Genomic DNA, 22,528 nt, shown 5'->3' on the forward strand with positions numbered 1-22,528 from the left:
GAGGAGGCCCGCCGCACCCGGCGGGCCGCACGACGAGACCCCGGAGAGTCATGCACACAGTGGAGATCGGCCAGCCGTACCCCCTCGGGGCCACCGTGGACGAGACCGGCACCAACTTCGCCCTCGCGGTCTCCCGCGAGGTGGAGGCGGTCGAGCTGTGCCTCGTCGCCGACGACGGCACGGAGACGCGCATCCCTCTCGAGGAGCGGCACGGCACCACATGGCACGCCCACGTGGCGGGCATCGGGCACGGGCAGCGCTACGGCTACCGCGTGCACGGTCCCTGGGACCCCGCCCGCGGCCTGTGGCACAACCCGGCCAAGATCCTGGTGGACCCGTACGCGCGGGCGTTCACCGGCGACTACGAGTGGGGCCAGCAGCACCACTCGTACGACTTCGACGAGCCGGACCGCATCGACACCTCGGACAACCTGGGCACGAGCATGCTCGGCGTGGTCGTCGCCGAGGACTTCGACTGGGGCGAGGACGCCCCACCCGCCGTCGAGCTCACGGACACGGTGATCTACGAGACCCACGTCAAGGGCATGACCAAGCTGCACCCCGCCGTCCCCGAGGAGCTGCGCGGCACCTACGCCGGCATGGCCCACCCGGAGGTGGTCCGCCACCTGACCGAGCTCGGGGTGACCGCCGTCGAGCTGATGCCCGTGCACCAGTTCGTCAACGACGCCACCCTGCAGGAGAAGGGGCTGAGCAACTATTGGGGCTACAACACGCTCGGCTTCTTCGCCCCGCACGCCGCCTACGCCTCGTCCCCGGAGGTGGGCGGCCAGGTCCGCGAGTTCAAGCAGATGGTGAAGGACCTGCACGCCGCCGGCCTCGAGGTGATCCTCGACGTGGTCTACAACCACACGGCCGAGGGCAACGACAAGGGCCCCATGCTCAGCCTGCGCGGGCTGGACAACGCCGGCTACTACCACCTCGTCGACGGCGACGAGCGGCACTACATGGACTACACGGGCACCGGGAACTCGGTGGACCTCTCCAGCCCCAAGGCCCTCCAGCTGGTCATGGACTCCCTGCGCTACTGGGTCACCGAGATGCACGTGGACGGCTTCCGGTTCGACCTGGCCACCACCCTCACCCGGGTGGAGGGGGAGCAGGGCCCGGACATGTTCTCCGGGTTCTTCGACGTGGTCCGCCAGGACCCGGTGCTGCGCACCGTCAAGCTCATCGCCGAGCCGTGGGACGTGGGCTGGGGCGGCTACCAGGTGGGCAACTTCCCCGGCCTCTGGTCCGAGTGGAACGGCATGTACCGGGACGCCGTGCGTGACTTCTGGCGCGGCGAGCCCGGCACCCTCGGCGAGTTCGCCACCCGCCTGACCGGCTCGGCCGACCTCTACGAGGGGGACGGGCGCAGCCCCGGCGCGTCCGTCAACTTCGTCACGGCCCATGATGGCTTCACCCTGCGCGACCTCGTCTCCTACAACGAGAAGCACAACGAGGCCAACGGCGAGGACAACAACGACGGCGAGGCACACAACCGCTCGTGGAACTGCGGCGTCGAGGGGGAGACCGACGACCCCGAGGTCGTGACGCTGCGCGCCCGCCAGCGCCGCAACTTCCTGGCCACCCTGCTGGTCAGCCAGGGCGTGCCCATGATCAGCCACGGCGACGAGCTGGGCCGCACCCAGGGCGGCAACAACAACGTCTACTGCCAGGACAACGAGATCTCGTGGATCGACTGGTCCGCCATGGACGACTCGCTCGTGGCGTTCACCCGCGACCTGATCGCGCTGCGCCGTGACCACGCGGTGTTCCGCCGTCGCCACCACTTCGACGGTCGCCCGGCGGCCCGCGACATCGAGGCGCCCCTGCCGGACATCGTGTGGCTCGAGCCGGACGCGACCGCCAAGACGGAGGACGACTGGGGCGCCGAGGCCCGGTCGATCGGCTTCTACCTCAACGGGCACACGCTCCCCCGCGGGGACGAGGACGGGGAGGGGCCCTACCGGGACTTCTACGTCCTCATGAACGCGTGGTGGGAGCCCGTGCCGTACACCCTGCCCGGGCCCACGTTCCCGGCCGAGTGGGAGGTCGTCGTGGACACCTCGTCCCACGTCGCCCCGAGCGGCTCGCACCCCCGCGTGCGTGCCGGGGACGTGCTCGAGGTCCAGGCCCGTTCCACCGTCGTGCTGCGGCAGGTCCCCGAGGGCGCATGAGCGCGCAGGCCGACCGGGGGCGCGTCCGCCGTGGACTGCCGCGGTGGGCGCGGGCCCTCTGCGCCACCGTGGCGACCCTGGCGGCGCTGGGACTGGCCTTCGGCGCGGGATGGGCCACGCACGCCGTGACGGAGCCACACCCGGACGACGCACCGCGCGTGGACGCCCTCCTCGTCCTCTACAGCCAGCCCCGCGTCTATGACGCCGCGATCGAGCTCGCCGCGTCCGGCGTCACCGACCGGCTCTTCGTCTCCGCGTACCTGGGGCCGGACGGGCACGAGAAGCTGTGCGGCGGCCCGGAGGAACGCGACCCGCGGCTGGCCGGCGTCAGCGTCGAGTGCTTCGCACCCGATCCGGTGACCACCCAGGGCGAGGTCATCCACGCGGCCGACCGCATGCGCGAGCTGGGCCTGCACCACCTGGGCGTGCTCACCTTCCACCAGCACGTGGAGCGTGCGCGGCTGCTGGCGGAGCGGTGCTTCACCCCCGAGGAGGGCCGTGTGTCCCTGTACGCGTTCGACGCCGGCTTCGACCGGCTCGGCCGCCTGGAGCACGGCGTCTACGGCGTGCTGGCCTACGGGAAGGCGATGCTCACGCCGGGCTGTGACCAGCAGCTGCCCGGCGTGCTGCAGTGGCCGCTCGACCTGGCCAAGCGACTGCGCGGGCAGCCCGTCGGGGACGAGGCCGACGCCGTCGTCGTGGGCGCCCGGCGGGCGGGGGCGGCGTGATCATCGGCGTGGGGGTGGACGTGGTGGACGTCCCGCGGTTCCGGGCGCAGCTCGAGCGCACGCCGGCGCTGCGCGCACGCCTGTTCACCGAGGACGAGCGGGACCTGCCGCTGCGCTCGCTGGCCGCGCGCTTCGCCGCCAAGGAGGCGGTCGCCAAGGCCATGGGCGCCCCGCCCGGGATGATGTGGCACCACTGCTGGATCCCGCGCCCGGACCACGGCGACGGCCGCCCCACCGTGCACCTGACCGGCACCGTGCAGGCCCGGGCCGAGGCCCTGGGCATCACCCACTGGCACCTCTCCCTCAGTCATGACGGGGACGTCGCCACCGCCTACGTGGTCGCCGAACGCCGCGCGGCCGAGGAGGAACCCGCATGACCGCCGATGACCTGACCCGCATCGCCGTGACCGGCTCGGCCGTGCGCACGGCCGAGGAGCCCCTGCTCGCGGCCGGCCGCGGCCCGGAGCTGATGCACGCCGCCGCCTGGGCCCTGGCCGAGCACGCCGCCGCCCTGCTGCGTGAGCGCGGCCCCGTGGCCGGGGCGACCGTGGCCGCCCTCGTCGGGCCCGGCAACAACGGCGGGGACGCGCTGTTCGCCCTCGCCTTCCTGCGCCGCCGGGGCGTGGCCGCGGTCGCCGTGCCCGTCCGCCGGGACGACGACGGCGCCCCGCGCTGGCACGCCGAGGGCTGGGCTGCGCTGCGAGCGGCCGGGGGACGCCGCGCCGACGCGGTGCCGCCCGAGGCCGCGCTCGTGGTGGACGGCGTGCTCGGCACGGGCTTCACCGGCGAGTATGAGCTGCCCGCTGCGGCGCGCGCGCTGCCGGCGGAGGCGCTCGTGCTGGCGTGCGACGTGCCCTCCGGCGTGGACGCGGACACCGGCGAGGTGCGGGGGGAGGCCCTCCGTGCGGACGCGACCGTGACGTTCGGCGCCCTCAAGTCCGGTCTCGTCCTCGGGGAGGGGGCGGCGCGCGCGGGCACCGTGCACGTGGTGGACATCGGGCTGGGACCGCACCTGCCGACGTCGCCGGCCGCGCGGCTGGGCGTGATGGACGAGGCCGCCGCACGGGCCGCCCACCCGGCCCCCGCGGCCGAGGCCCACAAGTACACGCGCGGCGTGGTGGCCGTCGTCGCCGGATCGGAGCGTTACCCGGGGGCCGCCGTGCTCGCGAGCGCGGGCGCGCTGCACACGGGAGCGGGCATGGTGCACCACGCCGGCCCGCAGACCACCCGGGACCTGGTGCTCGCCGCCCACCCCGAGGCGCTGGTCTCGGCGGAGGGGCCCGAGCCGTCGCGCGCGGACGCCTGGGTGGCCGGCCCCGGCCTGGACACCGAGCACGACGCGCGGCGGCGCTGGGCCGGCGTCCTCGCCGCGCTCGAGGAACGGCCGGAGGCGGCCCTGGTCGCCGACGCCTCGGCCCTGGACCTGGTCACCGCCGCCGAGCTGCGGGCGCTGCGCGCGGCCGGCACGCCCGTGGTCCTGACGCCGCACGCCGGGGAGTGGTCCCGGCTGCACGAGCGCGTCCCCGCGGACGGCGCCGACGCCGCCGACCCGCTCGCGGCGCTGCGGGCGTGGACCGCTGCGCACGGGGCCACCGTCCTGCTCAAGGGTCAGCGCACCCTCGTGGTCGCCCCGGACGGCGAGGCGTGGGCCGTGACCGGCGGCGGGCCCGAACTCGCGATGGGCGGCACCGGTGACGTGCTCTCCGGGGCGATCGGTGCCGTCCTGGCCGCGGACGTGGCGCGGCGCTCGCGGGCGCGCCGGGCCGGGGAGGATCCCGGCCCGGCGCCCACGGCCCGGCTCGCGGCCGCCGCCGCCTGGCTGCACGCCCAGGCCGGGGCCGGCCAGGCCCGCGCCGGGCGGATCACCACGGCCACGCTGCCGACCGCGCTGGGCGCGCGCGTCGCGCGCCTGTGGTGGCCGGACGACGCCGAGCTGGAGGCCGTCCGATGAGCCTGGCCGACGTCAGCCCGGTCGACACCGAGCGCGCCGTACGCATCGACCTGGCGGCCGTCCGGCACAACGTGGGCGTGCTGCAGGAGCGGATCCGCCGCCCCGACGGCAGCCGGCCGCTGCTGACCGCCGTCGTCAAGGCCGACGCCTACGGCCACGGCGCGGTGGCCGTCGCCCGCGCCGCCGCGGCCGCCGGCGCGGACCGGCTCGGCGTGGCCCACGTGCGCGAGGCCCTGGCCCTGCGCGCGGCGGGGGTGCGCCTGCCCGTGCTCGCGTGGCTGCACACCGGGGCCACGGACTTCGCCGCCGCGGTGGAGGCGGAGGTGACCCTCGGCGTCTCGGGCTGGGACCTCGACGCCGTCGCCGACGCCGTCCGCGGGCTGCGGGCCCGCGGCGGGGCCGGACCCGAGGCCCGCGCGGTCCTGCACCTGAAGGCGGACACCGGCCTGGGCCGCCACGGCTGCACGCCCGAGCGGTGGCCCGCCTTCGTCGCGCGTGCCGCCGAGCTCGAGGCCGCGGGCCTCGTGCGGGTGGAGGGCGTGTTCTCCCACCTCGGCGTGGCGGACGAGCCGGACCGGGCCGCCGAGACCACGGCGCAGCTGCTGCGGTTCGAACGGATGGCCGCCGAGGCCGCCGAGACGCTCGGCCACCCACTGCTGCGGCACCTGGCCAACACGCCGGCCACCCTCGCCCGGCCGGACACGCACCTGGACATGGTGCGCGTCGGCCTGGGCCTGTACGGGCTCTCCCCGTTCGCGGACGTCACCGCCGCCGAGCTCGGGCTGCGCCCGGCCATGTCCCTCGTCACCGTCCTGGCCAACGTCAAGGCCGTCCCCGCCGGGCAGGGCGTGTCCTACGGGTTCCGCCACGTCACGGCGGAGCCCACCACGCTCGGGCTCGTGCCCGTCGGCTACGCCGACGGCGTCCCGCGCGTCGTCGAGGGCACGCGCGTCCAGGTCGGCGGCCGGACCGTCCCCGTGGTGGGCCGCATCGCGATGGACCAGTTCGTGGTGGACCTCGGCCCGGACGCCGCGGACGCGCCCGGCGACGCCGTCGAGCTGTTCGGACCGGCCTCCGGCATTCCGGTGGAGGAGTGGGCCGCGGCCGCCGGGACGATCAACTACGAGCTGGTGACCCGCATCGGAGGCCGCGTGGACCGGCAGCACGTGGACCCCACGTCGACCCAGGAGGCCCGCCCATGAGCGACCACGAGTTCCCCGCCCCCGGCCCGACCCTGCCCGAGCCCGTGCTGACGGCGACGGTCCCGCTCGAGGGCGCCGACGGCACCCGGGCGTTCGGCCGCGCCCTCGCCGGGGTGCTCCGCGCCGGCGACGTGCTGATCCTCACGGGCGACCTCGGCGCGGGCAAGACGACCTTCACCCAGGGGCTGGCCAGCGGATTCGGCGTGGCCTCCGGCGTGGTCTCGCCGACGTTCGTCCTCTCCCGCGTCCACCCCGCTCCGGCCGACGCCCCGGCGGGCACCCCGGACCTCGTGCACGTGGACGCGTACCGGCTGCGCTCGGCGGGGGAGCTCACGGACCTCGACCTGGACGCGAGCGTGGACCGCTCCGTGACCGTCGTCGAGTGGGGCCGGGGCATGGCCGAGTCCCTCGCCGGGTTCCCCGAGGACCCGGACGCCTCGTGGCTGGACATCGAGATCGTCCGGGCCCGCGGGGGTGAGGACGCTCCCGCGGCCCCGGCGGGGGAGGGCGACGACGGCATCGTCACCGACTTCTCCGACGAGGACGGAGGCCAGGCCGAGGAGCTGCGCTCGGCCGTCGTGACCGGCCGCGGCCCGCGCTGGGCCGGCGTCGTGCTTCCGTAGACTGGCCGCCATGGCCCTGCTCCTCGCGATCGACTCCTCCGCCGCCGCCTCCGTCGCCGTCCTGCGGGACGGTGAGGAGCTCGCGCGCTGGGCCACGGACGACACCCACGCCCACGCCGAGGTGCTCGCCCCCGCGGTGCAGACCGTGCTCGGCGAGGCCGGCGTCACCGGCACCGCGCTGGACGCGCTCGCGGTCGGCGTCGGCCCCGGACCCTTCACGGGACTGCGCGCGGGCCTGGCGACGGCGGCCGCCCTCGGCCTGGCCTGGGACGTGCCCGTGCACGGGGTCCGCAGCCTCGACGCGCTCGCCCACGCGGCCGGCGTCGACGCCTTCCGCCACGGGATCGAGGAGTTCGTGGTCGCCACGGACGCCCGCCGCCGCGAGGTCTACTGGGCCCACTACGCGCAGGTCGGCGGGCAGCCGACGCTGCTGCACGGCCCCTTCGTCTCGCCGGCGGACGAGGTCACCCCGCTGCCCGTCTACGGCGCGGGGGCCGGGCTCTACCCCGAGGCGCTGCGCGCGGTGCCGGACTGGGAGTCGGCCACGCCGTCCGCCGTCGGGGTGGGGCAGGTGGCCGAGCTCGCTCTGCGGCGCGGCCGCGGCCTCGTGCCCGCCGAGCCGCTCTACCTGCGCGAGTCCGACGCCAAGGTCCCCGGCCCCCGCAAGCGGGCGGGCGCGTGAGCCCGGCCGAGCCGGCCCCGTCCGGTGACGGGAGCCCCGCCGAGGACGCGCACGGGCTGCCGCCCGGATACCTGCTGCGCCCCATGACCCTGTGGGACATCCCCGAGGTGCTCGCCCACGAGGCCACCCTCTTCCCGCTCGACGCCTGGCCCGCGCACTTCTACGAGGAGGAGCTCGCCCAGACCGGCCCCGCCGGCGGACGGGACGCACACGGCCGTCCGCCCACCCGGGACTACCGCGTGGTCGTCCGCGACGTACCCGCGCCCGGCTCCGCGGCCGACGACGGCCCCGCCCCCGGCGAGATCGTCGGCTACGGCGGGATCATGGTGGTCGGCGACGTCGCCGACGTGCAGACCGTGGGCACGGTCGCGGCGGCGCAGGGGCGGGGGATCGGGGCGGCCCAGCTGCGCTGGATGGCCGCGGAGGCCGCGGCGCGCGGTGCGAGCTCGCTCATGCTCGAGGTCCGGGCCTCCAACGCCGCCGCCCGGCGGCTCTACGCGCGCCACGGATTCCAGGAGCTGCATGTGCGCCGCCGCTACTACCCGGGCGGCGAGGACGCCGTGATCATGCGCAAGGCCCTGTGACCGGGCCGTTGCGGTTAGAATGTGACTTGAGACATATGGCCGTCTGTCGTGGTCCAAGCACTTAGGAGACTCATTGGAGCCCAACCATCGTTATTCAACTGGGATCGTCATCACCGATTCATCGGATGTCAAGATTATGGGAGGCTCAATCTCGGGGATGCATCGAGGGGTCGACGTGAGCCGCTCGAGCGAGGTCGATATATCAGGAATGCGAATCACTATTGACCCGGCGAACGAAGGGCCGGTGGAGGAAGACCCTTCAGATGGCCTCTAGACGAGGGTGGCTCGCCCAGAACCGTGATGCCCTATTCACGGCCCTAGGGATTCTGGGGCCTTTTTTAGTCGGTCTGGTTACTGGCCAAATGCTCGAGGCGCTGATTTTCGGGGCCCTACTGATTGTCTTGATAATCGTGTGTCGATGGATGGTGCCCAGCGCGCGGATGGCGAGGAAAGAATCGGACGTCCCTACTGGTAGGAGCAAGACTGACTCTCGCGCCGCGATTTCGGTCAAAGACTCCGCAAGTGCTCGTATCGAGAACAACAAAATCACCGGGCCGGGCCCTGCAATCCAGGCGGTGCGTTCGAAGGATGTGCATATCGCCCGAAATGAAATCGAAAAGACGGATTAGCCGAATCCGCCGCAAGCCCCTGTGACCGGGCCGCTCACTAGACTGGAGCCCATGCCCACCGCCACCGCAGCCCCCCTCGTGCTCGGCATCGAGTCCTCCTGCGACGAGACCGGCGTCGGCGTCGTCCGCGGCACCGCCCTGCTGGCCCACGAGGTCGCCTCCTCCGTCGAGGAGCACGTGCGCTTCGGCGGCGTGATCCCGGAGATCGCCGCCCGCGCCCACCTCGAGGCCCTCGTGCCCACGATCCGCCGCGCCCTGGACACCGCCGACGTCACCCTCGCGGACCTCGACGCGATCGCCGTCACCTCCGGCCCGGGTCTGGCGGGCGCGCTCATGGTGGGGGTCGCGGGGGCGAAGGCGCTGGCCACGGCCCTCGGCACGCCCCTCTACGGCATCAACCATCTCGTGGCGCACGTGGGGGTGGGCATGCTGGACGGCGTGCGGCCCGCGCAGTGGGACGACCTGCCCGCGGACCTGGGCGCGCTGCTGGTCTCCGGCGGGCACACCGAGATCCTGCGTGTGGGCCGGATCAGCTCCGAGGTCGAGCTGCTGGGCTCGACCATCGACGACGCGGCCGGCGAGGCGTACGACAAGGTCGCCCGGCTCATCGGGGCGGGCTACCCCGGGGGCCCCGTGATCGACCGGCTCGCCGCCCAGGGCGACCCGGCGGCCTTCCGCTTCCCGCGCGGGCTCACCGCGGGCAAGTTCGTCGGCAGCGCCGAGGAGCCCGGCCCGCATCGGAGTGACTGGTCTTTCTCCGGGCTGAAGACCGCCGTCTCCCGGGCCGTGGAGCAGTTCGAGGCCCGCGGCCTCGAGGTGCCGCGCGCGGACATCGCCGCCTCCTTCCAGGAGGCCGTCGCGGACGTGATCACCGCCAAGGCCGTCCGCGCCTGCCGCGAGCACGGGCTCACCCACCTGATGCTCGGCGGCGGCGTCGCGGCGAACTCGCGCCTGCGCGCCCTGCTCGCCGACCGGTGCCGCTCCGCCGGCATCGAGCTGACCGTCCCGCCCGTGAACCTGTGCACCGACAACGGGGCGATGGTCGCCGCGCTCGGCGCACGCCTGGTGCGCGACGGCGTCGCCCCCTCCGACGCGTGGTTCGGCGCGGACCCGGGACAGCCGGTCGAGGTCGTCAGCGTCTGAGCGCGCCCGGCCCCTTGCCGTCGGACCAGAGGCTCCGTAGACAGAGCCCATGACCGGCCATGATTACCCCCGCCCCGAGTCCACCTCTGCGGCCGTGGACGAGCAGATGCTGGAGGACTTCCTCAATCAGCACCTGCTCGGCTCCCGCTCCGGTGTGAAGGCGTTCCGCGCCGCCGAGCAGACCTGGGCCGGCACCCCGCAGGAGGCCGCGCTGCGCCGCCTCGGCGACGCCGTCCAGGACGACCAGGACCGCCTCGAGGCGCTCATCGGCGAACTGGGTCTCCGCACCCCGCTGGTGGACCGGGCCGCCGGCGCGGCGGCCGAGGTCGGCGGACGTCTCAACCCCGTGAACGCGCTGCGCACGCGCGGCTCCGGCTGGACGCAGATCGAACTGGACCTGCTGCAGGGCACGCTCCAGGCCAAGTCCGCGATGTGGCACGTCCTCGAACAGCTCGCGCCGCACCTGCCGGCGGTCGACGCCGCCGAGATGCACGCCCTGCGCCAGAGGACCGGCGACCAGCAGCGCGAGGTCCAGCGCATCACCTCCGCCACCCTCGAGGGCCGGTTCCTGGCCGGCTGAGGCCCGGGCTATTCCTCGCCCGTCTGATGCTCCCCGGACCGACCGCCGTGCACCTCGGCGGGCAGCTCGTCCACCGGGGCGACGACGACGTCCTGCAGCTTCCAGTCCAGGGCGGCGATCGCGTCCCGCAGCGCGCAGCAGCGGCCCACCGTCACGTCCGCCCCCTCGTGCGGCACCACTAACATCTCGACGTGGAACACGTGGCCCTCGTCCCGGACGCGGGCGCCCGCATGGCGCACCCACGGCTCCGCCCAGGCGACCCGCTCGGCACGGTCGATGAGCGGGTGCGGCCGGGCGCCGTCGATCGTGGCGGCGCGGCGATCCGCCAGGTTCGTGACGGCCTCCTTGAGGTTCTTCCAGCCGTCCAGCACGATGCTCACGCCCACGAAGATCGCCGCAGCGGAGTCCGCCCACCACCAGCCCAGGCCGATGCCGGCCACGCCGACGATGGTCGCCACGCCCGTCTGCCAGTCCGCCTTGTTCATGTCCGCGTCCGCGTACAGCACGCGGTCGTGGAGCTGCTCGGCCAGCTTGAGCTTCTTGTGGCCGAGGATCATGGGCCCGGGCACGGACAGGGCCATCACGGCCATCATGAACCAGCCCTGCCACACGGTGTGCCCGAACAGGTCGAACGTGCCGATGGGCGGGTGCTCCGCCGTCACCAGGCCCAGCACGGAGTCGCCGACGAGGACCACGCCCATCACGGACAGGGCGACGGCGGCCACGAGGTGCCCCACCCCGACGGACCGGTGAGAGCCGTAGGGCCGGGCCCGCGTCGGGGCCATGCGGGCCACGCGCAGGGCGACGAGGAACACGATCGGTGGGATCAGGGAGAGCAGGTCCTCGATCCACGCGGCCCGCATGGCCTGCGAGGAGCCCATCACGATCGCCACGAGGACGATCGTGACCACGATCACCCCCAGCGTCGCCCATTCGAGCCGCTTGGCCTGCTGGACCACGCGCTCGATCTCCGGGGGCAGCTCCGTGGCGCCGAACCGGCGCCCGCTCGGCCCCGTCTCCCGGGTGTCCCGCCGCGTCATCGGGCCTCCTCCGCTGCGCGCTGGTCGAAGTACGCCTCGAGGGCCTTGAGCATCTGATTCTCACCCAGGGGCACGGCCATCACGAGCTTCACCGGCTCGCCGTCCGGGCCCTCCGCCTCGGCGTAGTCGCGGGTGATGCTCGCGTGCGACGTCCACGGGGACGCCGAGGTCAGGCCGCCGGCCACCAGGTCCATGTCGCCCTTCTCCAGCGCGGTCATGAGCGCCTCCTCCCCGGCCACGGTCCACTCGACGCGTGCGTCGTGCGCCGCCGCGAAGCCGCGGATCAGGTCGGGCTCGGGGCCGACGGGCTCGGCGCCCGAGGCGTCCACGTGGGGCGGGTGGTGCACGACGCCGGCGCGCAGCACCCCGCCCGTGACGCGGTCCAGGGTGCCGTCCGGGTCGGCGGGGTAGCCGGAGGAGGTGCAGGCGGTGAACCCGAGGGCGACGCCCCCGAGCAGGCCCGTCAGGGCGGCCCGACGGGTGATGGTCATCGTCCTCATTCCGTGGGCGAGTGCGAGCGGTGCCCGGCGTTGCCGAGGCCTTCGGCGCCGTCGAGATGGTCGAGCACGAGGCGGACCGCCTCCCGGGCGTCGGTGGTCTCGGACCAGCCGGTCGCGGCGCGCAGGGCCGTGGTGTCCATGATGGGCGCTGCCGCGGCCATGTCCACCCACCCCGGGTCGGTGGGCTGCAGCCGTGCCCGGTAGGTCAGCGCCGCGGCCGCTCGGAACAGGCCCACGGGCAACTCCAGGATGCGGCGCGCCCCGAGGACGGTGCCCATGGTGTGCGCGTCCAGCACGGGGTCGGCGGCCACATTGAAGGCCCCGCCCGCCCGGTGGGCGATCACGCGCCAGTACGCGTCCGCCACGTCCTGGGCCGTGAGCGCCTGGAATCGCAGGCCCCGCGGGAAGGGGAGCACCGGAGTGCGCAGGCGGGCGACCAGCCGGGCGGGGACGAGGTCGCCCAGGAAGTAGTCCTTGATCTCGGGCCCGGCCGCGGACTGGAAGATCAGCCCGGGGCGCAGCCGGGTCACCAGCAGCTCCGGGTGCTCGGCCTGCACGCGGTCGAGGATCGACTCGACCTCGGCCTTCTGCGCGGCGTAGTGCGAGGTGGGGACCCCGGTGGTGGGATGGGACTCGGCCACGGCGCGGCCCTTCGGCCCGGGCCCGTACGCGCCCACCGAGGACGCGTAGACCAGGTGGGGCACACCCGCCTCGGCCACGGCCCGGAACACCCGCTCGTTGCCGACCACGTTGACGGCGCGCAGGTGGTCACGGTCGCGGTTGGGGCGGATCACCCACACCAGGTCGACGACGGCGTCGGCGCCGGCGACGATCTCGCGCAGCCGCCCCGCCGCCGTGGGCTCCGCGACGTCCAGGCGGTGCCACTCGACGCCGTCGTAGGGCGCTCCGGCCCGGTCCGGGCCGCGCCGGCTCACGCCCACGATCGAGCTCACCTCGTCCGCGGCCTGGAGGCGGTGCAGGACAGCGGTGCCGACGTTGCCCGTCGCGCCCAGGACGACGATCCTCACGGCTTCAGGACCACCTTGATGCAGCCGTCCTCCTTCTTCTGGAACGTCCCATAGAGGGCGGGCGCGTCCTCGAGCGGGGCGGTGTGCGTGGTCAGGTCGAGCACGCCGAGGGGGTCGGACGGGTCGTCGAGCAGGGGCAGCAGGTCGTCCACCCAGCGACGGACGTTGCACTGGCCCATCGTCAGGGTGACCTGCTTGTCGAACAGGGTGAGCATCGGCATCGGGTCCTTCATGCCGCCGTAGACCCCGGAGAGCGACACCGTGCCGCCACGCCGGACCGCGTCGATCGCGGTGTGGAGGGCGCTTAGGCGGTCGACGCCGGCGGTCTTCATGGCCGCCCGGCCGAGCGCGTCGGGCAGCAGGCCCACGGCGGTGTGGGCCGCATGCCCCGCCGGGGAGGCGTGCGCCTCCATGCCGACCGCGTCCACGACCCCGTCGGGGCCGCGGCCGCCGGTGCGCTCGCGGAGCACCTCGGCCTCGCCGCCGTCGGCGTCCAGGACCTCGATGCCGTGCCGGGCCGCCATCGCGCGGCGCTCGGGGACCGGGTCGACGCCGATCACCCGGTACCCCAGGTGCACGCCGATGCGTGCCGCCAGCTGGCCGATGGGGCCGAGGCCGAGCACCGCGAGCGTGCCGCCGTCGGGGACGTTCGCGTACCGGACCCCCTGCCAGGCGGTGGGGACGACGTCCGAGAGGAACAGCCACTGCTCATCCGGACCGGTGTGCGGCACCTTCACGGGGCCGTAGTCCGCGTGGGGCACGCGCAGCAGCTCGGCCTGTCCGCCGGGGACGGAGCCGTAGAGCCGGGAGTAGCCGAAGAGTGCGGCGCCGGAGCCCTGCTCCCGCACCTGGGTGGCCTCGCACTGGGACTGCAGCCCGCGCTGACACATCCAGCACCGGCCGCAGGAGATGGTGAAGGGCACGACCACCCGGTCACCGGGCCGGATGTGGGTGACCTCGGACCCGACCTCGCGGACGATGCCCATCGGCTCGTGACCGATCACGTCCCCCGCGTCCATGAACGGCCCCAGGACCTCGTACAGATGCAGGTCCGACCCGCAGATGCCGGTCGACGTGACCTCGATGATAGCGTCCGTCGGCTCCTGGATCCGCGGATCCTGGACGTCCTCGACGGCGACGTTGCGCTTTCCCTGCCATGTGAGTGCTCGCATGGTGCGACCGTAGACGCGCCGGGCGGGGCGGCGGAAGCCTGCAGGGGCGGCGGGGCCGCCACCTCGCCGGGGGAACGGCCGCTCAGCCGGTGCGGCCGTCCAGCGACGCGCGGGTGCGGGCGGCGGCGTCCAGCACGACCGCGCGCAACGGGGCCACCGCGTCATCCGTGTCCTCACCCGCGGCCGGCGGGCCGGCCAGGGCCTGTGCCTCCACGCGACGCTGACGCGCGGCGCCGCCGTCGTCGATCATCGCCTGGACGCCGGCGAGCTCCGCCGCGCAGCCCAGCCGCTCGGCGACCGGGGTCAGTCGCTCGATCTCCGCCGGCAGGTGCTCCGCCAGCGGGACCTGGGTGCCCCGGGCGTCCACGATCACGGTGGCGTCCATGCCGTACCGGGCGGCGCGCCACTTGTTCTCCTGCACGTGCCACGGCGGCAGGACCTCGACCGTCTCGCCGCGCTCCAGGCTCGCGGACAGGTCATCCACGAGGCACTGCGTGTAGGCGGTCACGGCGGCGATCTCCTCGAGCGTGGCCAGGCCGTCGCACGCGCGCATCTCCACCGTGCCCAGGCGGGGCACGGCCCGCACGTCCCAGCGGCACTCGGTGACGTCCGCGATCATGCCCACCTGCTCCATCTGGGCCACGCAGCGCTCGAAGTCCTCCCACTCCTGGAACTGGAACGGCAGGCCGGCCGTGGGCAGCTGCTGGAACAGGAGGGTGCGCTGGGACTGGTAGCCCGTGTCCGTGCCCGCCCAGAAGGGGGAGGAGGCCGAGAGTGCGAGCAGGTGCGGCACGCGGTTGACCAGGCCGTTCACCACCGGCATGGCCTTGGAGACGTCGTCCAGGCCCACGTGCACGTGCACGCCGAAGATCAGCATCTGCCGACCCCAGTACTGGGTGAGATCCAGCATGCGGTCGTAGCGCTCGCTGGGCGTCGAGGGCTGCGCGATCGCGTCCGCGAACGGGTGCGTGCCCTGGCAGAACAGGGAGATGCCCCGCGCCGCCGCGGCGTCGGCCACGCGCGCGGCGATCCGGCCGAGGTCCGCCGTCGCGGCGTCGACGCGCTCGTGCACACCCGTGACGAGTTCCACCGTGTTCTGCAGGAGCTCGCTGGTCATGTGCGGGTTCACGTCGTCCTCGGCGAGGCCCTCGGTCACATGCAGGGCGCGCAGCAGGTCCGGGGCCTCGGAGCGCAGCTCGCCGGACACGGCGTCCACGAGCGCGAGCTCCCACTCGATTCCGAGAGTGGACTGCGCGGAGTCGGCGAAGGGCAGAGTCATGCCGCCCATCCTAGAAGCCCCTGCCGGGTCTGCGCCCGGTGTCCACGCTTCGGACCTAGGGTGGGGCGCATGGCCCGTCCCCGCCCCGGCTCCCGCTCGCCGCGCCCCACGGCCGCCGCCTCGGAGGCGGACGCCACTGCCCTGACCCCCGTCCTCGAGCCGGAGGGCCGCGCGCTCCTCGACTCCCTCGCCGGGTACCGGGAGGCCGACGCGCTCGCGGTCTCCTCCCGCCTGCGTGCGGCCGGGCATCCTCCGGAGCGCGTGGCCGCCGCGCTGACCCAGGCCGCGCTGCGGTCCCGGGCGGAGGCCCGCCTCGGGCGGCAGGCGCGCCGGATGCTGTTCACCCGCGACGGCCTGGAGCAGGCCACCCGCCCGCTGGTCGCGGGCCTGCACGCGGACCGGCTGGCGGCCGCGGGGGCCCGGTGCGTCGCCGACCTCGGCTGCGGTCTCGGCCTGGACGCGCGCGCCTTCGCCGACCGGGGCCTGGACGTCGTGGCGGTGGAGCGGGACGCCGTCGTCGCCGCGGCCGCCGAGGTGAACCTCGCCGGCCTCCGCGGTGCGCGTGTGGTGCACGGCGACGCCGTGGCCTGGGCCCGCGCCCACGTGCCCGCCGAGGCGGACGCGGTGTGGCTGGACCCCGCCCGCCGTCAGGTCGGCGGGGGCGGATCCGCGCGCGTGTTCGACCCCGAGGCGTTCTCCCCGCCCCTGAGCGTCGTGACGGACATTGCCGCGACGGGCGTGCCGGTCGGGGTCAAGCTCGGCCCGGGGCTCCCGCACGAGGCCGTGCCGGAGGGCGCCGAGGCCGAGTGGGTGAGCGTCGACGGCGACGTCGTGGAGGCCGCCCTGTGGTTCAACGCGGCGGCCCGCCCCGGGGTGCGGCGGGCGGCGCGCGTCATGACCGTCCGGGGCGGGAAGACGACGACGGCGCAGCTCGTCTCCGGCGCGGACTTCGGCGACTCGCCCGAGGTCGAGGCCGTGGGGGAGGAGGGCATGGCAGGGCTCGTCGGCGCGGTCCTGCACGAGCCGGACGGCGCCGTCATCCGGGCCGGACTCGTGACGGACCTGGCCGCGTCCTGGCCCGTGCCGACGCGGCAGCTGGACCCCCACCTGGCCTACCTCGTCGCGCCCGAGCCGGTGCGGGACGGCCTGGCCCGCGCCCATCGGATCGAGGCGGTGCACGACTTCCACCTGGCCTCCCTGCGGCGCTGGGCGAAGGAGACCGGGGTGGGCCGGCTGGACGTGAAGAAGCGGGGCATCCGCGAGACGCCCGAGGAGGTGCGTCGCGCCGTCCTCGGCGGGGCGAAGCCGGGCCGGCGTGGCGGGGCCGGACGGCACGCCACCCTCGTGCTGGCGCGCGTGGGCCGGTCGCGGTTCGCCCTCGAGGTCACGCCGTTGGACTGACGGGGTTCGAGGCCGCGGGCCGCGGGGCCCGTCGAACCCCCGTTGGGGATTACGGCACCCTCGTGTACGGTATTCAACTGAGGCAAGGCTCACCTCCACAAGAGCGCGCCCACCACCCCGACTGCTCATCCCGGGGCAGCCCCGCCGCCCAGAAGGAGAACCATGCCGCGTTCCGTCAGCGCCCCCCGCCTCGCCCGTCTCGCCCTGACCTCGGTGGCGGCCCTCGCCCTCGTCGGCTGCTCCGCCGGCGGCGCGGCCACGGGCTCGTCCTCCGCGAGCGCCTCCGGCGAGTCCTCGGCCTCCGCGAGCGCCGCCGGCGGCTCCTCGGCCGCCTCGGGCGGCATCGCGGCCGGGGTCACCGTCACCGACATGTCCGGCGCCGAGGTCACCCTGCCGGAGGAGGTCGACTCCGTCATCGCCACGGACAACCGCACCTTCCGCACGCTGGACGACTGGGGCGTCGAGCTGTCGGCCGCGCCGAAGCAGATCATGTACAAGGGCGAGGGCGGGCCCTCCTACCTCCAGGACGACTCGGTCGCCGACATCGGCAACCACCGGGAGCCGGACATGGAGCTGTTCGTCACCGCCGAGCCGGACGTCGTGTTCAACGGCCAGCGGTTCAACGAGCGCAAGGCCGAGATCGACGAGCTGACCGGCGACGCCGCCGTCGTGGACACGGACTTCGACGTCACGCAGACCCCCATGGACGAGGGCCTGAAGGAGCTGACCACCCTGCTGGGCGAGGCCACCGGCCACGAGGCCGATGCCGAGAAGCTCATCGCCGACTTCGACGCCGCCACCCAGCGCGCCAAGGACGCCTACGACCCCGAGCAGACCGTCATGGGCCTCATCGCCTCGGGCGGAGAGCTGTCGTACGTCGCGCCCAGCACCGGTCGCGCCATCGGCCCGTTCTTCGACATGCTGGAGCTGACCCCGGCCCTCGAGCAGTCGGGCACCGACAACCACCAGGGCGACGACATCTCCGTCGAGGCCATCGCGAAGTCGAACCCGGACTGGCTGATCGTCATGGACCGCGACGCCGCCATCGGCGAGGAGAACGCCACCGCCGCCGAGCTGATCGAGCGCTCCGAGGCCCTCCAGGACGTGACCGCGGTGAAGGAGGGCAACATCGTCTACCTGCCCGCCGACTTCTACGTCGCCGAGGACATCCAGAACCACACCACCGTCATGGAGGACCTCGCGAAGGCCTTCGAAGGCGCGCAGTGACTCTCGACGTGCGTCACCACGTCGCCGACGCCCCGCCCCGGCTCGAGGAGCCGGGGCGGGGCGACCGCGTGTGCTGGGTCCCGCCCGCCGTCCTGCGGCCCGAGCGCACCCGCTGGCAGCGCACCTGGCCGCTGCTGGTCGGCGTCGTGGTGACCGCGGCCCTCATCGTGGTCTCGCTGTTCGTGGGCGTGTACGACGTCGGCGCGGAGGGCGGACGCGAGATGTTCGCCATCACGCGCGTGCCGCGCACGGTCGCCCTCGTGCTGGCCGGCGCCTCGATGGCGATGTGCGGGCTGATCATGCAGCTCATGACGCAGAACCGCTTCGTGGAGCCCAGCACCACGGGCACCACCGAGTGGGCCGGTCTCGGCTTATTGGTGACCATGGTGCTCGTGCCGGGGGCGGGCCTGGTGACCCGGATGGTCGGGGCCATCCTCTTCGCCTTCGTCGGCACCCTCGTGTTCTTCCTCTTCCTGCGGCGGGTGCGCCTGCAGTCCTCCCTCATCGTGCCGATCGTGGGCATCATGCTCGGCGCCGTCGTGGGCGCCGCGTCGACGTTCCTCGCCCTCCAGACGGACATGCTGCAGCAGGTGGGCGCGTGGTTCGCGGGCTCGTTCACCTCCGTGGTCCGCGGCCGGTATGAGCTGCTCTTCCTCGTGCTGATCGTGTGCGTGGCGGTCTTCCTCATCGCGGACCGCTTCACCGTGGCCGGCCTCGGCAAGGACGTCGCCACGAACGTCGGCCTCAACTACGACGCCGTGATCCTCACCGGCGTGGCCATGGTGGCCGTGGCCACCGGCGTGGTCACCGTGGTGATCGGGGCCCTCCCGTTCCTGGGGCTCGTGGTCCCCAACCTCGTGTCCATGGTGCGCGGCGACAACCTGCGGACGAACCTGCCCTGGGTGGTCATGGTCGGCGTGTGGATCGTGATCGTCTGCGACCTGATCGGGCGCACCGTGATCGCCCCGTTCGAGGTGCCCATCTCGCTGATCCTGGGCCTCGTGGGCGCGATCGTGTTCCTCGCCCTGCTGCTGAGGCAGGCCAAGCATGGCTGAGCCGCTCGCGACCGCCCCGGGTCGCCTCCCCGCCCCGCCCGGCGGCGCCACCGCGGCCGGGCCCGTCGACGCCGACGCCCCGCGCCGGTCCGGGGCGTTCGTCACCGCCGCCGACCGCCGGAGGTATGCGGTCGTCGTCGCGGTGCTGGCCGCCGTCGCCGTGCTCTCCACCGCCGGGATCCTGCTGTGGGGCAACGAGGCCGAGCCCGGCTCGCGCGCGTTCTGGATGATCGCGCGGATGCGCGTGGAGTCCCTGGGCGTGATCGGCATCGTGGCGCTGTGCCACTCCTTCGCGACCGTCAGCTTCCACACGGTGACGGGCAACCGCATCATCACGCCCTCGATCATGGGGTTCGAGGCGCTCTACACCGCCGTGTCGACCGTCGCCGTGTACGTGCTGGGAGCCGCCGGCGTCGCGGTGCTGACCGGGGTGGGGCCGTTCCTCGCCCAGGCCGCGCTCATGGTGGCGCTGGCGACGGCCCTGTACTCGTGGCTGCTCTCCCGGCCCTACGGCAGCGTCCATCTGATGCTGCTCGTGGGCGTGGTGCTGGGCGGCGGGCTGGCCGCGCTGAGCACGTTCATGCAGCGACTGCTGGACCCGAACTCGTTCGACCTGCTGAGCGCGCGGCTCTTCGGCAACATCTCCAACGCCCGGACCGAGTACGTGGCGATCGCCGCGCCCATCGCCGTCGTCGTGTGCGCGCTGCTGTGGCTGCGCTCCCGCCGCCTGAACACGGTGGCGCTCGGCGCCGACGCCGCGACCAACCTGGGCCTGCACCACCGGCGCGAGCTCATGGTGACGCTGCTGCTGGTCTCCGTGCTGATGGCCATGACCACCGCGCTCGTGGGCCCGATGACGTTCCTCGGGTTCCTCGTGGCGACGCTGGCGTACAGCCTCGTCGACACCCACGACCACCGGTTCATCCTCCCGGTGGCGGCGCTGGCCGGGTACGCGGTGCTCACGAGCGCCTACTTCGTGCTGCGGCACGTGTTCTACGCGGGGGGTGCGGTCACGGTGGTCATCGAGCTGATCGGCGGCATCACCTTCCTGGTCGTCGTGATGAGAAAGGGACGTCTGTGATCGAGCTGCGCGGCGTGGTGAAGCGCCACAGCGATGAGGTGTGCATCGGGCCCGTGGACCTGGACATCCAGGCCGGGGGAGTGACCGCGCTCGTGGGGCCCAACGGGGCGGGCAAGTCCACGCTGCTGACGATGATCGGCCGGCTGCAGGACGCCGACGCCGGGACGATCGCCGTGGGCGGGCACGACATCACCACGACGCCGTCCCGGAAGATCGCGCAGACCCTGTCCATCCTGCGGCAGGAGAACCACTTCGTGACGCGGCTGACCGTGCGACAGCTCGTGGGGTTCGGGCGCTACCCGTACACGCGCGGCCGGCTGACCCTGGAGGACGAGCGGCACGTGTCCGACGCGATCGACTTCCTCAACCTCGGCCCGTTCGAGAACCGCTACCTCGACCAGCTCTCGGGCGGCCAGCGGCAGCGCGCGTACGTGGCGATGGTGCTGGCGCAGAACACCGAGTACGTGCTGCTGGACGAGCCGCTGAACAACCTGGACATGCAGCACTCGGTGCAGATGATGCAGCAGCTGCGTAGGGCCGCCGACGAGCTGAACCGGACCGTGGTGATCGTGCTGCACGACATCAACTTCGCCGCCCACTACGCCGACCGGATCGTGGCCATGGGCGACGGCCAGGTGGTGGAGACCGGCACCCCGGCCGAGATCCTGCGCCCCGAGGTGCTGGAGCGGATCTTCAAGACCCCCTGCAGCGTGGTGGACGGACCGCACGGGCCGCTGGCCGTGTACTACTGAGCGGGGCGACGGTGAGGCCGGCCCGGGTCGGTCCGGGCGGGGGTCGGGTGCCCGGCCGACGCGAGCGTTCCGTGGGCAGAACCCGCCGGGTCTCGCCTTCCGGGGGCAGAACCCGCGTGTTTCCAGGTTCCGTGGGCAGAAGCACCCTCGCTTCTGCCCACGGAACCCCTGCGCATGGACGGCAGGGCCATACGCGACGACGACGTCAGGCATCCCAGCCGTTCGAGACCTGTGCCCGTCGTCTGAGGACGGCCTCGATCACCCGCGCGTATCCCTCGCCGACGTCCCGGCTCGTGACGTGCAGGGTCATCTGCCCACGCTCCGCGTAGTACTGGTCTCGCCGGGCGTCCCGGGCGTGTTGCTCGGCACTCCGGTGCACCTCGCCGTCGTACTGGAGGACGAGCCGGCAGTCCTCGAACCACAGATCGGCCTCGGGGGCGTCCCGCCGCCCGGGGTCGAACACGTGCTGCAGCGTCGGCTCGCCCAGCCCCGCCTCGACGAGCGCCAGCCTCAGCCGGGTCTCCTGCGGCGAGTCGGCACCCACCCGTACGCGCTCGAGCGCCGCCGTCGCCCGCGGTCTTCCGACGAACCGCCCGAGCGGCCGCATCGCCTCGTGCAGCGCGGTGACCGTGGTGATGGGAGGCCGCCGGCCGCGCGGGGACCAGGGGTGACGGACCAGGTGGTCACCCGCCGACACGAGGGATGCCTCGTCCCAGGGGTGGCCGATCGAGCACAGATCGAGCCAGGTCCGTTCCGGCGTCGTCACCCGTAGCCCGAGCACGGAGGTGACGTGGCCGGCGGGCAGGGGTCTGCGGTGCTCCATGACGCCGGGGATCCGCGCCCGTGCGGTGCCGCGGTGCAACGTGATCTCGACGGCGGCGCGTCGCGTGGCCCCGCCCGGGGGAAGCGGGAGGCCGTGGAGGTGCGCCGCCGTCTCGTGGGAGAGAACGGCGTCGGGACGGGACCGCAGGAGGGCGGTCAGCAGGTCGAGGCCGACCCCGTGGTGCGGCGGCGGGAGCCCGGCAGACTCCCAGGTGCGCAGCGGCATGTCACGGCGACGGTGGATGCCGCGGGCGAGGCGGAGGACGTCGGACCGCCGCACCCGGCTGGGCGGCAGACCGCGTTCGAGCACGTCGCGGGTGGTGAAGACGGGGACGAGGGGGAGATCGGGGGCGAAGGACATGGGTCGACCTTGACGCGGTCGGCCTGACGACGGCCGGGCGGGCCGCGTGTCTGTGCACACCGGCGCGGGGTGGGCCGGCTGTGCAGGACTCGGCGGCGGCCGGTTGTCCCGCCGGGACGACGTCGTCATGGCTCGGTGGGCAGAACTGCGAGGAGTTCCGCCCACGCAACATCCGTGGGCAGAAGAGAGGGCGCTTCTGCCCACGGAGATCGAAAACCTGCGGATGCTGCCCACGCGATGGGCGGGGGTGTGGTTTCTGCCCACGGAGGGGGGAGGGGGGAGGGCGGGGAGTGGGGGAGGGACAGGTTGCGGGCCGCAGTCGTGACCACTCCGTATGCTCCCGGGCCCGGGCCCGGAACCCGCCCCGCCCGCCGCCCCACGGCATCCCACCGCACCGCGCCCCGCGCCCTCCGAGTTGAGTCCCGCATAGTGGTGTAGCGCCCGGTGGTCGGGCACGTCGTTCCAGACGTGGACGCGGCCACCGTGTGATCCTTCGAGTCAACCTCTC

At 73.9% G+C, this 22,528-nt stretch carries 21 protein-coding genes; 15 read left to right on the forward strand and 6 right to left on the reverse strand.

Features of this window, described 5'->3' with window-relative positions; all coding sequences use genetic code 11:
* The first annotated feature begins 50 nt into the window (after positions 1 to 50).
* The 10 genes from glgX (at position 51) to ABIB16_RS05085 (ending at position 10,302) form a co-directional block, all read left to right on the forward strand.
* On the forward strand, positions 51 to 2,180 hold the full coding sequence (glgX, locus tag ABIB16_RS05040; protein ID WP_044659427.1) for a glycogen debranching protein GlgX: 2,130 nt from the start codon (positions 51 to 53) through the stop codon (positions 2,178 to 2,180).
* Positions 2,177 to 2,908, forward strand: coding sequence for an ElyC/SanA/YdcF family protein (locus ABIB16_RS05045; RefSeq protein ID WP_354436086.1), 732 nt, complete (start codon positions 2,177 to 2,179; stop codon positions 2,906 to 2,908). Before glgX ends, ABIB16_RS05045 begins: the two co-directional genes overlap by 4 nt.
* On the forward strand, positions 2,905 to 3,285 hold the full coding sequence (locus ABIB16_RS05050) for a holo-ACP synthase (RefSeq protein ID WP_044659429.1): 381 nt from the start codon (positions 2,905 to 2,907) through the stop codon (positions 3,283 to 3,285). The genes ABIB16_RS05045 and ABIB16_RS05050 overlap by 4 nt, the downstream gene beginning before the upstream one ends.
* Positions 3,282 to 4,859, forward strand: coding sequence for an NAD(P)H-hydrate dehydratase (locus ABIB16_RS05055; RefSeq protein ID WP_203552600.1), 1,578 nt, complete (start codon positions 3,282 to 3,284; stop codon positions 4,857 to 4,859). Before ABIB16_RS05050 ends, ABIB16_RS05055 begins: the two co-directional genes overlap by 4 nt.
* Entirely contained in the window at positions 4,856 to 6,061 is a 1,206-nt protein-coding gene (gene alr / locus ABIB16_RS05060; protein WP_203552601.1) for an alanine racemase, read from the forward strand. The genes ABIB16_RS05055 and alr overlap by 4 nt, the downstream gene beginning before the upstream one ends.
* Entirely contained in the window at positions 6,058 to 6,684 is a 627-nt protein-coding gene (gene tsaE / locus ABIB16_RS05065; RefSeq protein WP_144825604.1) for a tRNA (adenosine(37)-N6)-threonylcarbamoyltransferase complex ATPase subunit type 1 TsaE, read from the forward strand. Before alr ends, tsaE begins: the two co-directional genes overlap by 4 nt.
* A 10-nt stretch (positions 6,685 to 6,694) precedes the next feature.
* A complete protein-coding gene (tsaB, locus tag ABIB16_RS05070; RefSeq protein ID WP_036315870.1) occupies positions 6,695 to 7,366 on the forward strand; it encodes a tRNA (adenosine(37)-N6)-threonylcarbamoyltransferase complex dimerization subunit type 1 TsaB in 672 nt (223 codons plus the stop codon).
* A complete protein-coding gene (locus ABIB16_RS05075) occupies positions 7,363 to 7,950 on the forward strand; it encodes a GNAT family N-acetyltransferase (RefSeq protein WP_354436087.1) in 588 nt (195 codons plus the stop codon). The genes tsaB and ABIB16_RS05075 overlap by 4 nt, the downstream gene beginning before the upstream one ends.
* Positions 7,951 to 8,630: 680 nt before the next feature.
* On the forward strand, positions 8,631 to 9,722 hold the full coding sequence (gene tsaD, locus ABIB16_RS05080; RefSeq protein WP_354436088.1) for a tRNA (adenosine(37)-N6)-threonylcarbamoyltransferase complex transferase subunit TsaD: 1,092 nt from the start codon (positions 8,631 to 8,633) through the stop codon (positions 9,720 to 9,722).
* 49 nt (positions 9,723 to 9,771) lie between these two features.
* Complete coding sequence (locus ABIB16_RS05085) at positions 9,772 to 10,302, forward strand: hypothetical protein (RefSeq protein WP_044659437.1); 531 nt, start codon at positions 9,772 to 9,774, stop codon at positions 10,300 to 10,302.
* Between the two features lie 8 nt (positions 10,303 to 10,310).
* On the opposite strand, the gene ABIB16_RS05090 is transcribed toward ABIB16_RS05085, so the two are convergent.
* From ABIB16_RS05090 to ABIB16_RS05110, 5 genes are all read right to left on the reverse strand, one after another.
* Positions 10,311 to 11,342 carry a cation diffusion facilitator family transporter gene (locus ABIB16_RS05090; protein ID WP_354436089.1) on the reverse strand — a complete coding sequence of 344 codons (1,032 nt, stop codon included), beginning with the start codon at positions 11,340 to 11,342 and terminating at the stop codon, positions 10,311 to 10,313.
* On the reverse strand, positions 11,339 to 11,833 hold the full coding sequence (locus tag ABIB16_RS05095; RefSeq protein WP_044659439.1) for a transglycosylase SLT domain-containing protein: 495 nt from the start codon (positions 11,831 to 11,833) through the stop codon (positions 11,339 to 11,341). The genes ABIB16_RS05090 and ABIB16_RS05095 overlap by 4 nt, the downstream gene beginning before the upstream one ends.
* A 5-nt stretch (positions 11,834 to 11,838) precedes the next feature.
* Complete coding sequence (locus tag ABIB16_RS05100) at positions 11,839 to 12,870, reverse strand: NAD-dependent epimerase/dehydratase family protein (RefSeq protein ID WP_060973710.1); 1,032 nt, start codon at positions 12,868 to 12,870, stop codon at positions 11,839 to 11,841.
* Complete coding sequence (locus ABIB16_RS05105) at positions 12,867 to 14,042, reverse strand: alcohol dehydrogenase catalytic domain-containing protein (RefSeq protein ID WP_044659441.1); 1,176 nt, start codon at positions 14,040 to 14,042, stop codon at positions 12,867 to 12,869. The genes ABIB16_RS05100 and ABIB16_RS05105 overlap by 4 nt, the downstream gene beginning before the upstream one ends.
* A gap of 82 nt (positions 14,043 to 14,124) precedes the next feature.
* Positions 14,125 to 15,321: a glutamate--cysteine ligase gene (locus ABIB16_RS05110; protein ID WP_144825584.1), complete on the reverse strand. Its 1,197-nt coding sequence runs from the start codon at positions 15,319 to 15,321 to the stop codon at positions 14,125 to 14,127.
* A gap of 69 nt (positions 15,322 to 15,390) precedes the next feature.
* Between ABIB16_RS05110 and ABIB16_RS05115 the strand changes: the two genes are divergently transcribed.
* The 5 genes from ABIB16_RS05115 to ABIB16_RS05135 all read left to right on the forward strand — a co-directional run bounded on the left by ABIB16_RS05115 (position 15,391) and on the right by ABIB16_RS05135 (position 20,837).
* Positions 15,391 to 16,722, forward strand: a complete 1,332-nt coding sequence (locus tag ABIB16_RS05115; protein ID WP_163721149.1) for a THUMP-like domain-containing protein — start codon at positions 15,391 to 15,393, stop codon at positions 16,720 to 16,722.
* Positions 16,723 to 16,884: 162 nt separating this feature from the next.
* Positions 16,885 to 17,949: a siderophore ABC transporter substrate-binding protein gene (locus tag ABIB16_RS05120; protein WP_102708506.1), complete on the forward strand. Its 1,065-nt coding sequence runs from the start codon at positions 16,885 to 16,887 to the stop codon at positions 17,947 to 17,949.
* On the forward strand, positions 17,946 to 19,004 hold the full coding sequence (locus tag ABIB16_RS05125; RefSeq protein WP_163721147.1) for an ABC transporter permease: 1,059 nt from the start codon (positions 17,946 to 17,948) through the stop codon (positions 19,002 to 19,004). The genes ABIB16_RS05120 and ABIB16_RS05125 overlap by 4 nt, the downstream gene beginning before the upstream one ends.
* Positions 18,997 to 20,085, forward strand: coding sequence for an iron chelate uptake ABC transporter family permease subunit (locus ABIB16_RS05130; RefSeq protein WP_163721146.1), 1,089 nt, complete (start codon positions 18,997 to 18,999; stop codon positions 20,083 to 20,085). The genes ABIB16_RS05125 and ABIB16_RS05130 overlap by 8 nt, the downstream gene beginning before the upstream one ends.
* On the forward strand, positions 20,082 to 20,837 hold the full coding sequence (locus ABIB16_RS05135) for an iron ABC transporter ATP-binding protein (RefSeq protein WP_163721145.1): 756 nt from the start codon (positions 20,082 to 20,084) through the stop codon (positions 20,835 to 20,837). Before ABIB16_RS05130 ends, ABIB16_RS05135 begins: the two co-directional genes overlap by 4 nt.
* Before the next feature lie 205 nt (positions 20,838 to 21,042).
* On the opposite strand, the gene ABIB16_RS05140 is transcribed toward ABIB16_RS05135, so the two are convergent.
* Positions 21,043 to 22,020 (reverse strand): hypothetical protein, encoded by a 978-nt coding sequence (locus tag ABIB16_RS05140; RefSeq protein WP_036315903.1) that lies wholly within the window; start codon positions 22,018 to 22,020, stop codon positions 21,043 to 21,045.
* Positions 22,021 to 22,528: the final 508 nt, after the last annotated feature.

It is taken from the genome of Micrococcus sp. UYEF5, from assembly GCF_040546065.1.
Classification (GTDB): Bacteria; Actinomycetota; Actinomycetes; order Actinomycetales; family Micrococcaceae; genus Micrococcus; species Micrococcus luteus.

Bases quoted from the DNA above. Each gene is read 5' to 3' on its own strand.
- glgX (WP_044659427.1), top strand. From the start codon at position 51: ATGCACACAGTGGAGATCGGCCAGCCGTACCCCCTCGGGGCCACCGTG.
- ABIB16_RS05045 (WP_354436086.1), top strand. From the start codon at position 2,177: ATGAGCGCGCAGGCCGACCGGGGGCGCGTCCGCCGTGGACTGCCGCGG.
- ABIB16_RS05055 (WP_203552600.1), top strand. From the start codon at position 3,282: ATGACCGCCGATGACCTGACCCGCATCGCCGTGACCGGCTCGGCCGTG.
- alr (WP_203552601.1), top strand. From the start codon at position 4,856: ATGAGCCTGGCCGACGTCAGCCCGGTCGACACCGAGCGCGCCGTACGC.
- tsaE (WP_144825604.1), top strand. From the start codon at position 6,058: ATGAGCGACCACGAGTTCCCCGCCCCCGGCCCGACCCTGCCCGAGCCC.
- tsaB (WP_036315870.1), top strand. From the start codon at position 6,695: ATGGCCCTGCTCCTCGCGATCGACTCCTCCGCCGCCGCCTCCGTCGCC.
- tsaD (WP_354436088.1), top strand. From the start codon at position 8,631: ATGCCCACCGCCACCGCAGCCCCCCTCGTGCTCGGCATCGAGTCCTCC.
- ABIB16_RS05085 (WP_044659437.1), top strand. From the start codon at position 9,772: ATGACCGGCCATGATTACCCCCGCCCCGAGTCCACCTCTGCGGCCGTG.
- ABIB16_RS05090 (WP_354436089.1), bottom strand. From the start codon at position 11,342: ATGACGCGGCGGGACACCCGGGAGACGGGGCCGAGCGGGCGCCGGTTC.
- ABIB16_RS05095 (WP_044659439.1), bottom strand. From the start codon at position 11,833: ATGACCATCACCCGTCGGGCCGCCCTGACGGGCCTGCTCGGGGGCGTC.
- ABIB16_RS05105 (WP_044659441.1), bottom strand. From the start codon at position 14,042: ATGCGAGCACTCACATGGCAGGGAAAGCGCAACGTCGCCGTCGAGGAC.
- ABIB16_RS05110 (WP_144825584.1), bottom strand. From the start codon at position 15,321: ATGACTCTGCCCTTCGCCGACTCCGCGCAGTCCACTCTCGGAATCGAG.
- ABIB16_RS05115 (WP_163721149.1), top strand. From the start codon at position 15,391: ATGGCCCGTCCCCGCCCCGGCTCCCGCTCGCCGCGCCCCACGGCCGCC.
- ABIB16_RS05120 (WP_102708506.1), top strand. From the start codon at position 16,885: ATGCCGCGTTCCGTCAGCGCCCCCCGCCTCGCCCGTCTCGCCCTGACC.
- ABIB16_RS05130 (WP_163721146.1), top strand. From the start codon at position 18,997: ATGGCTGAGCCGCTCGCGACCGCCCCGGGTCGCCTCCCCGCCCCGCCC.
- ABIB16_RS05140 (WP_036315903.1), bottom strand. From the start codon at position 22,020: ATGTCCTTCGCCCCCGATCTCCCCCTCGTCCCCGTCTTCACCACCCGC.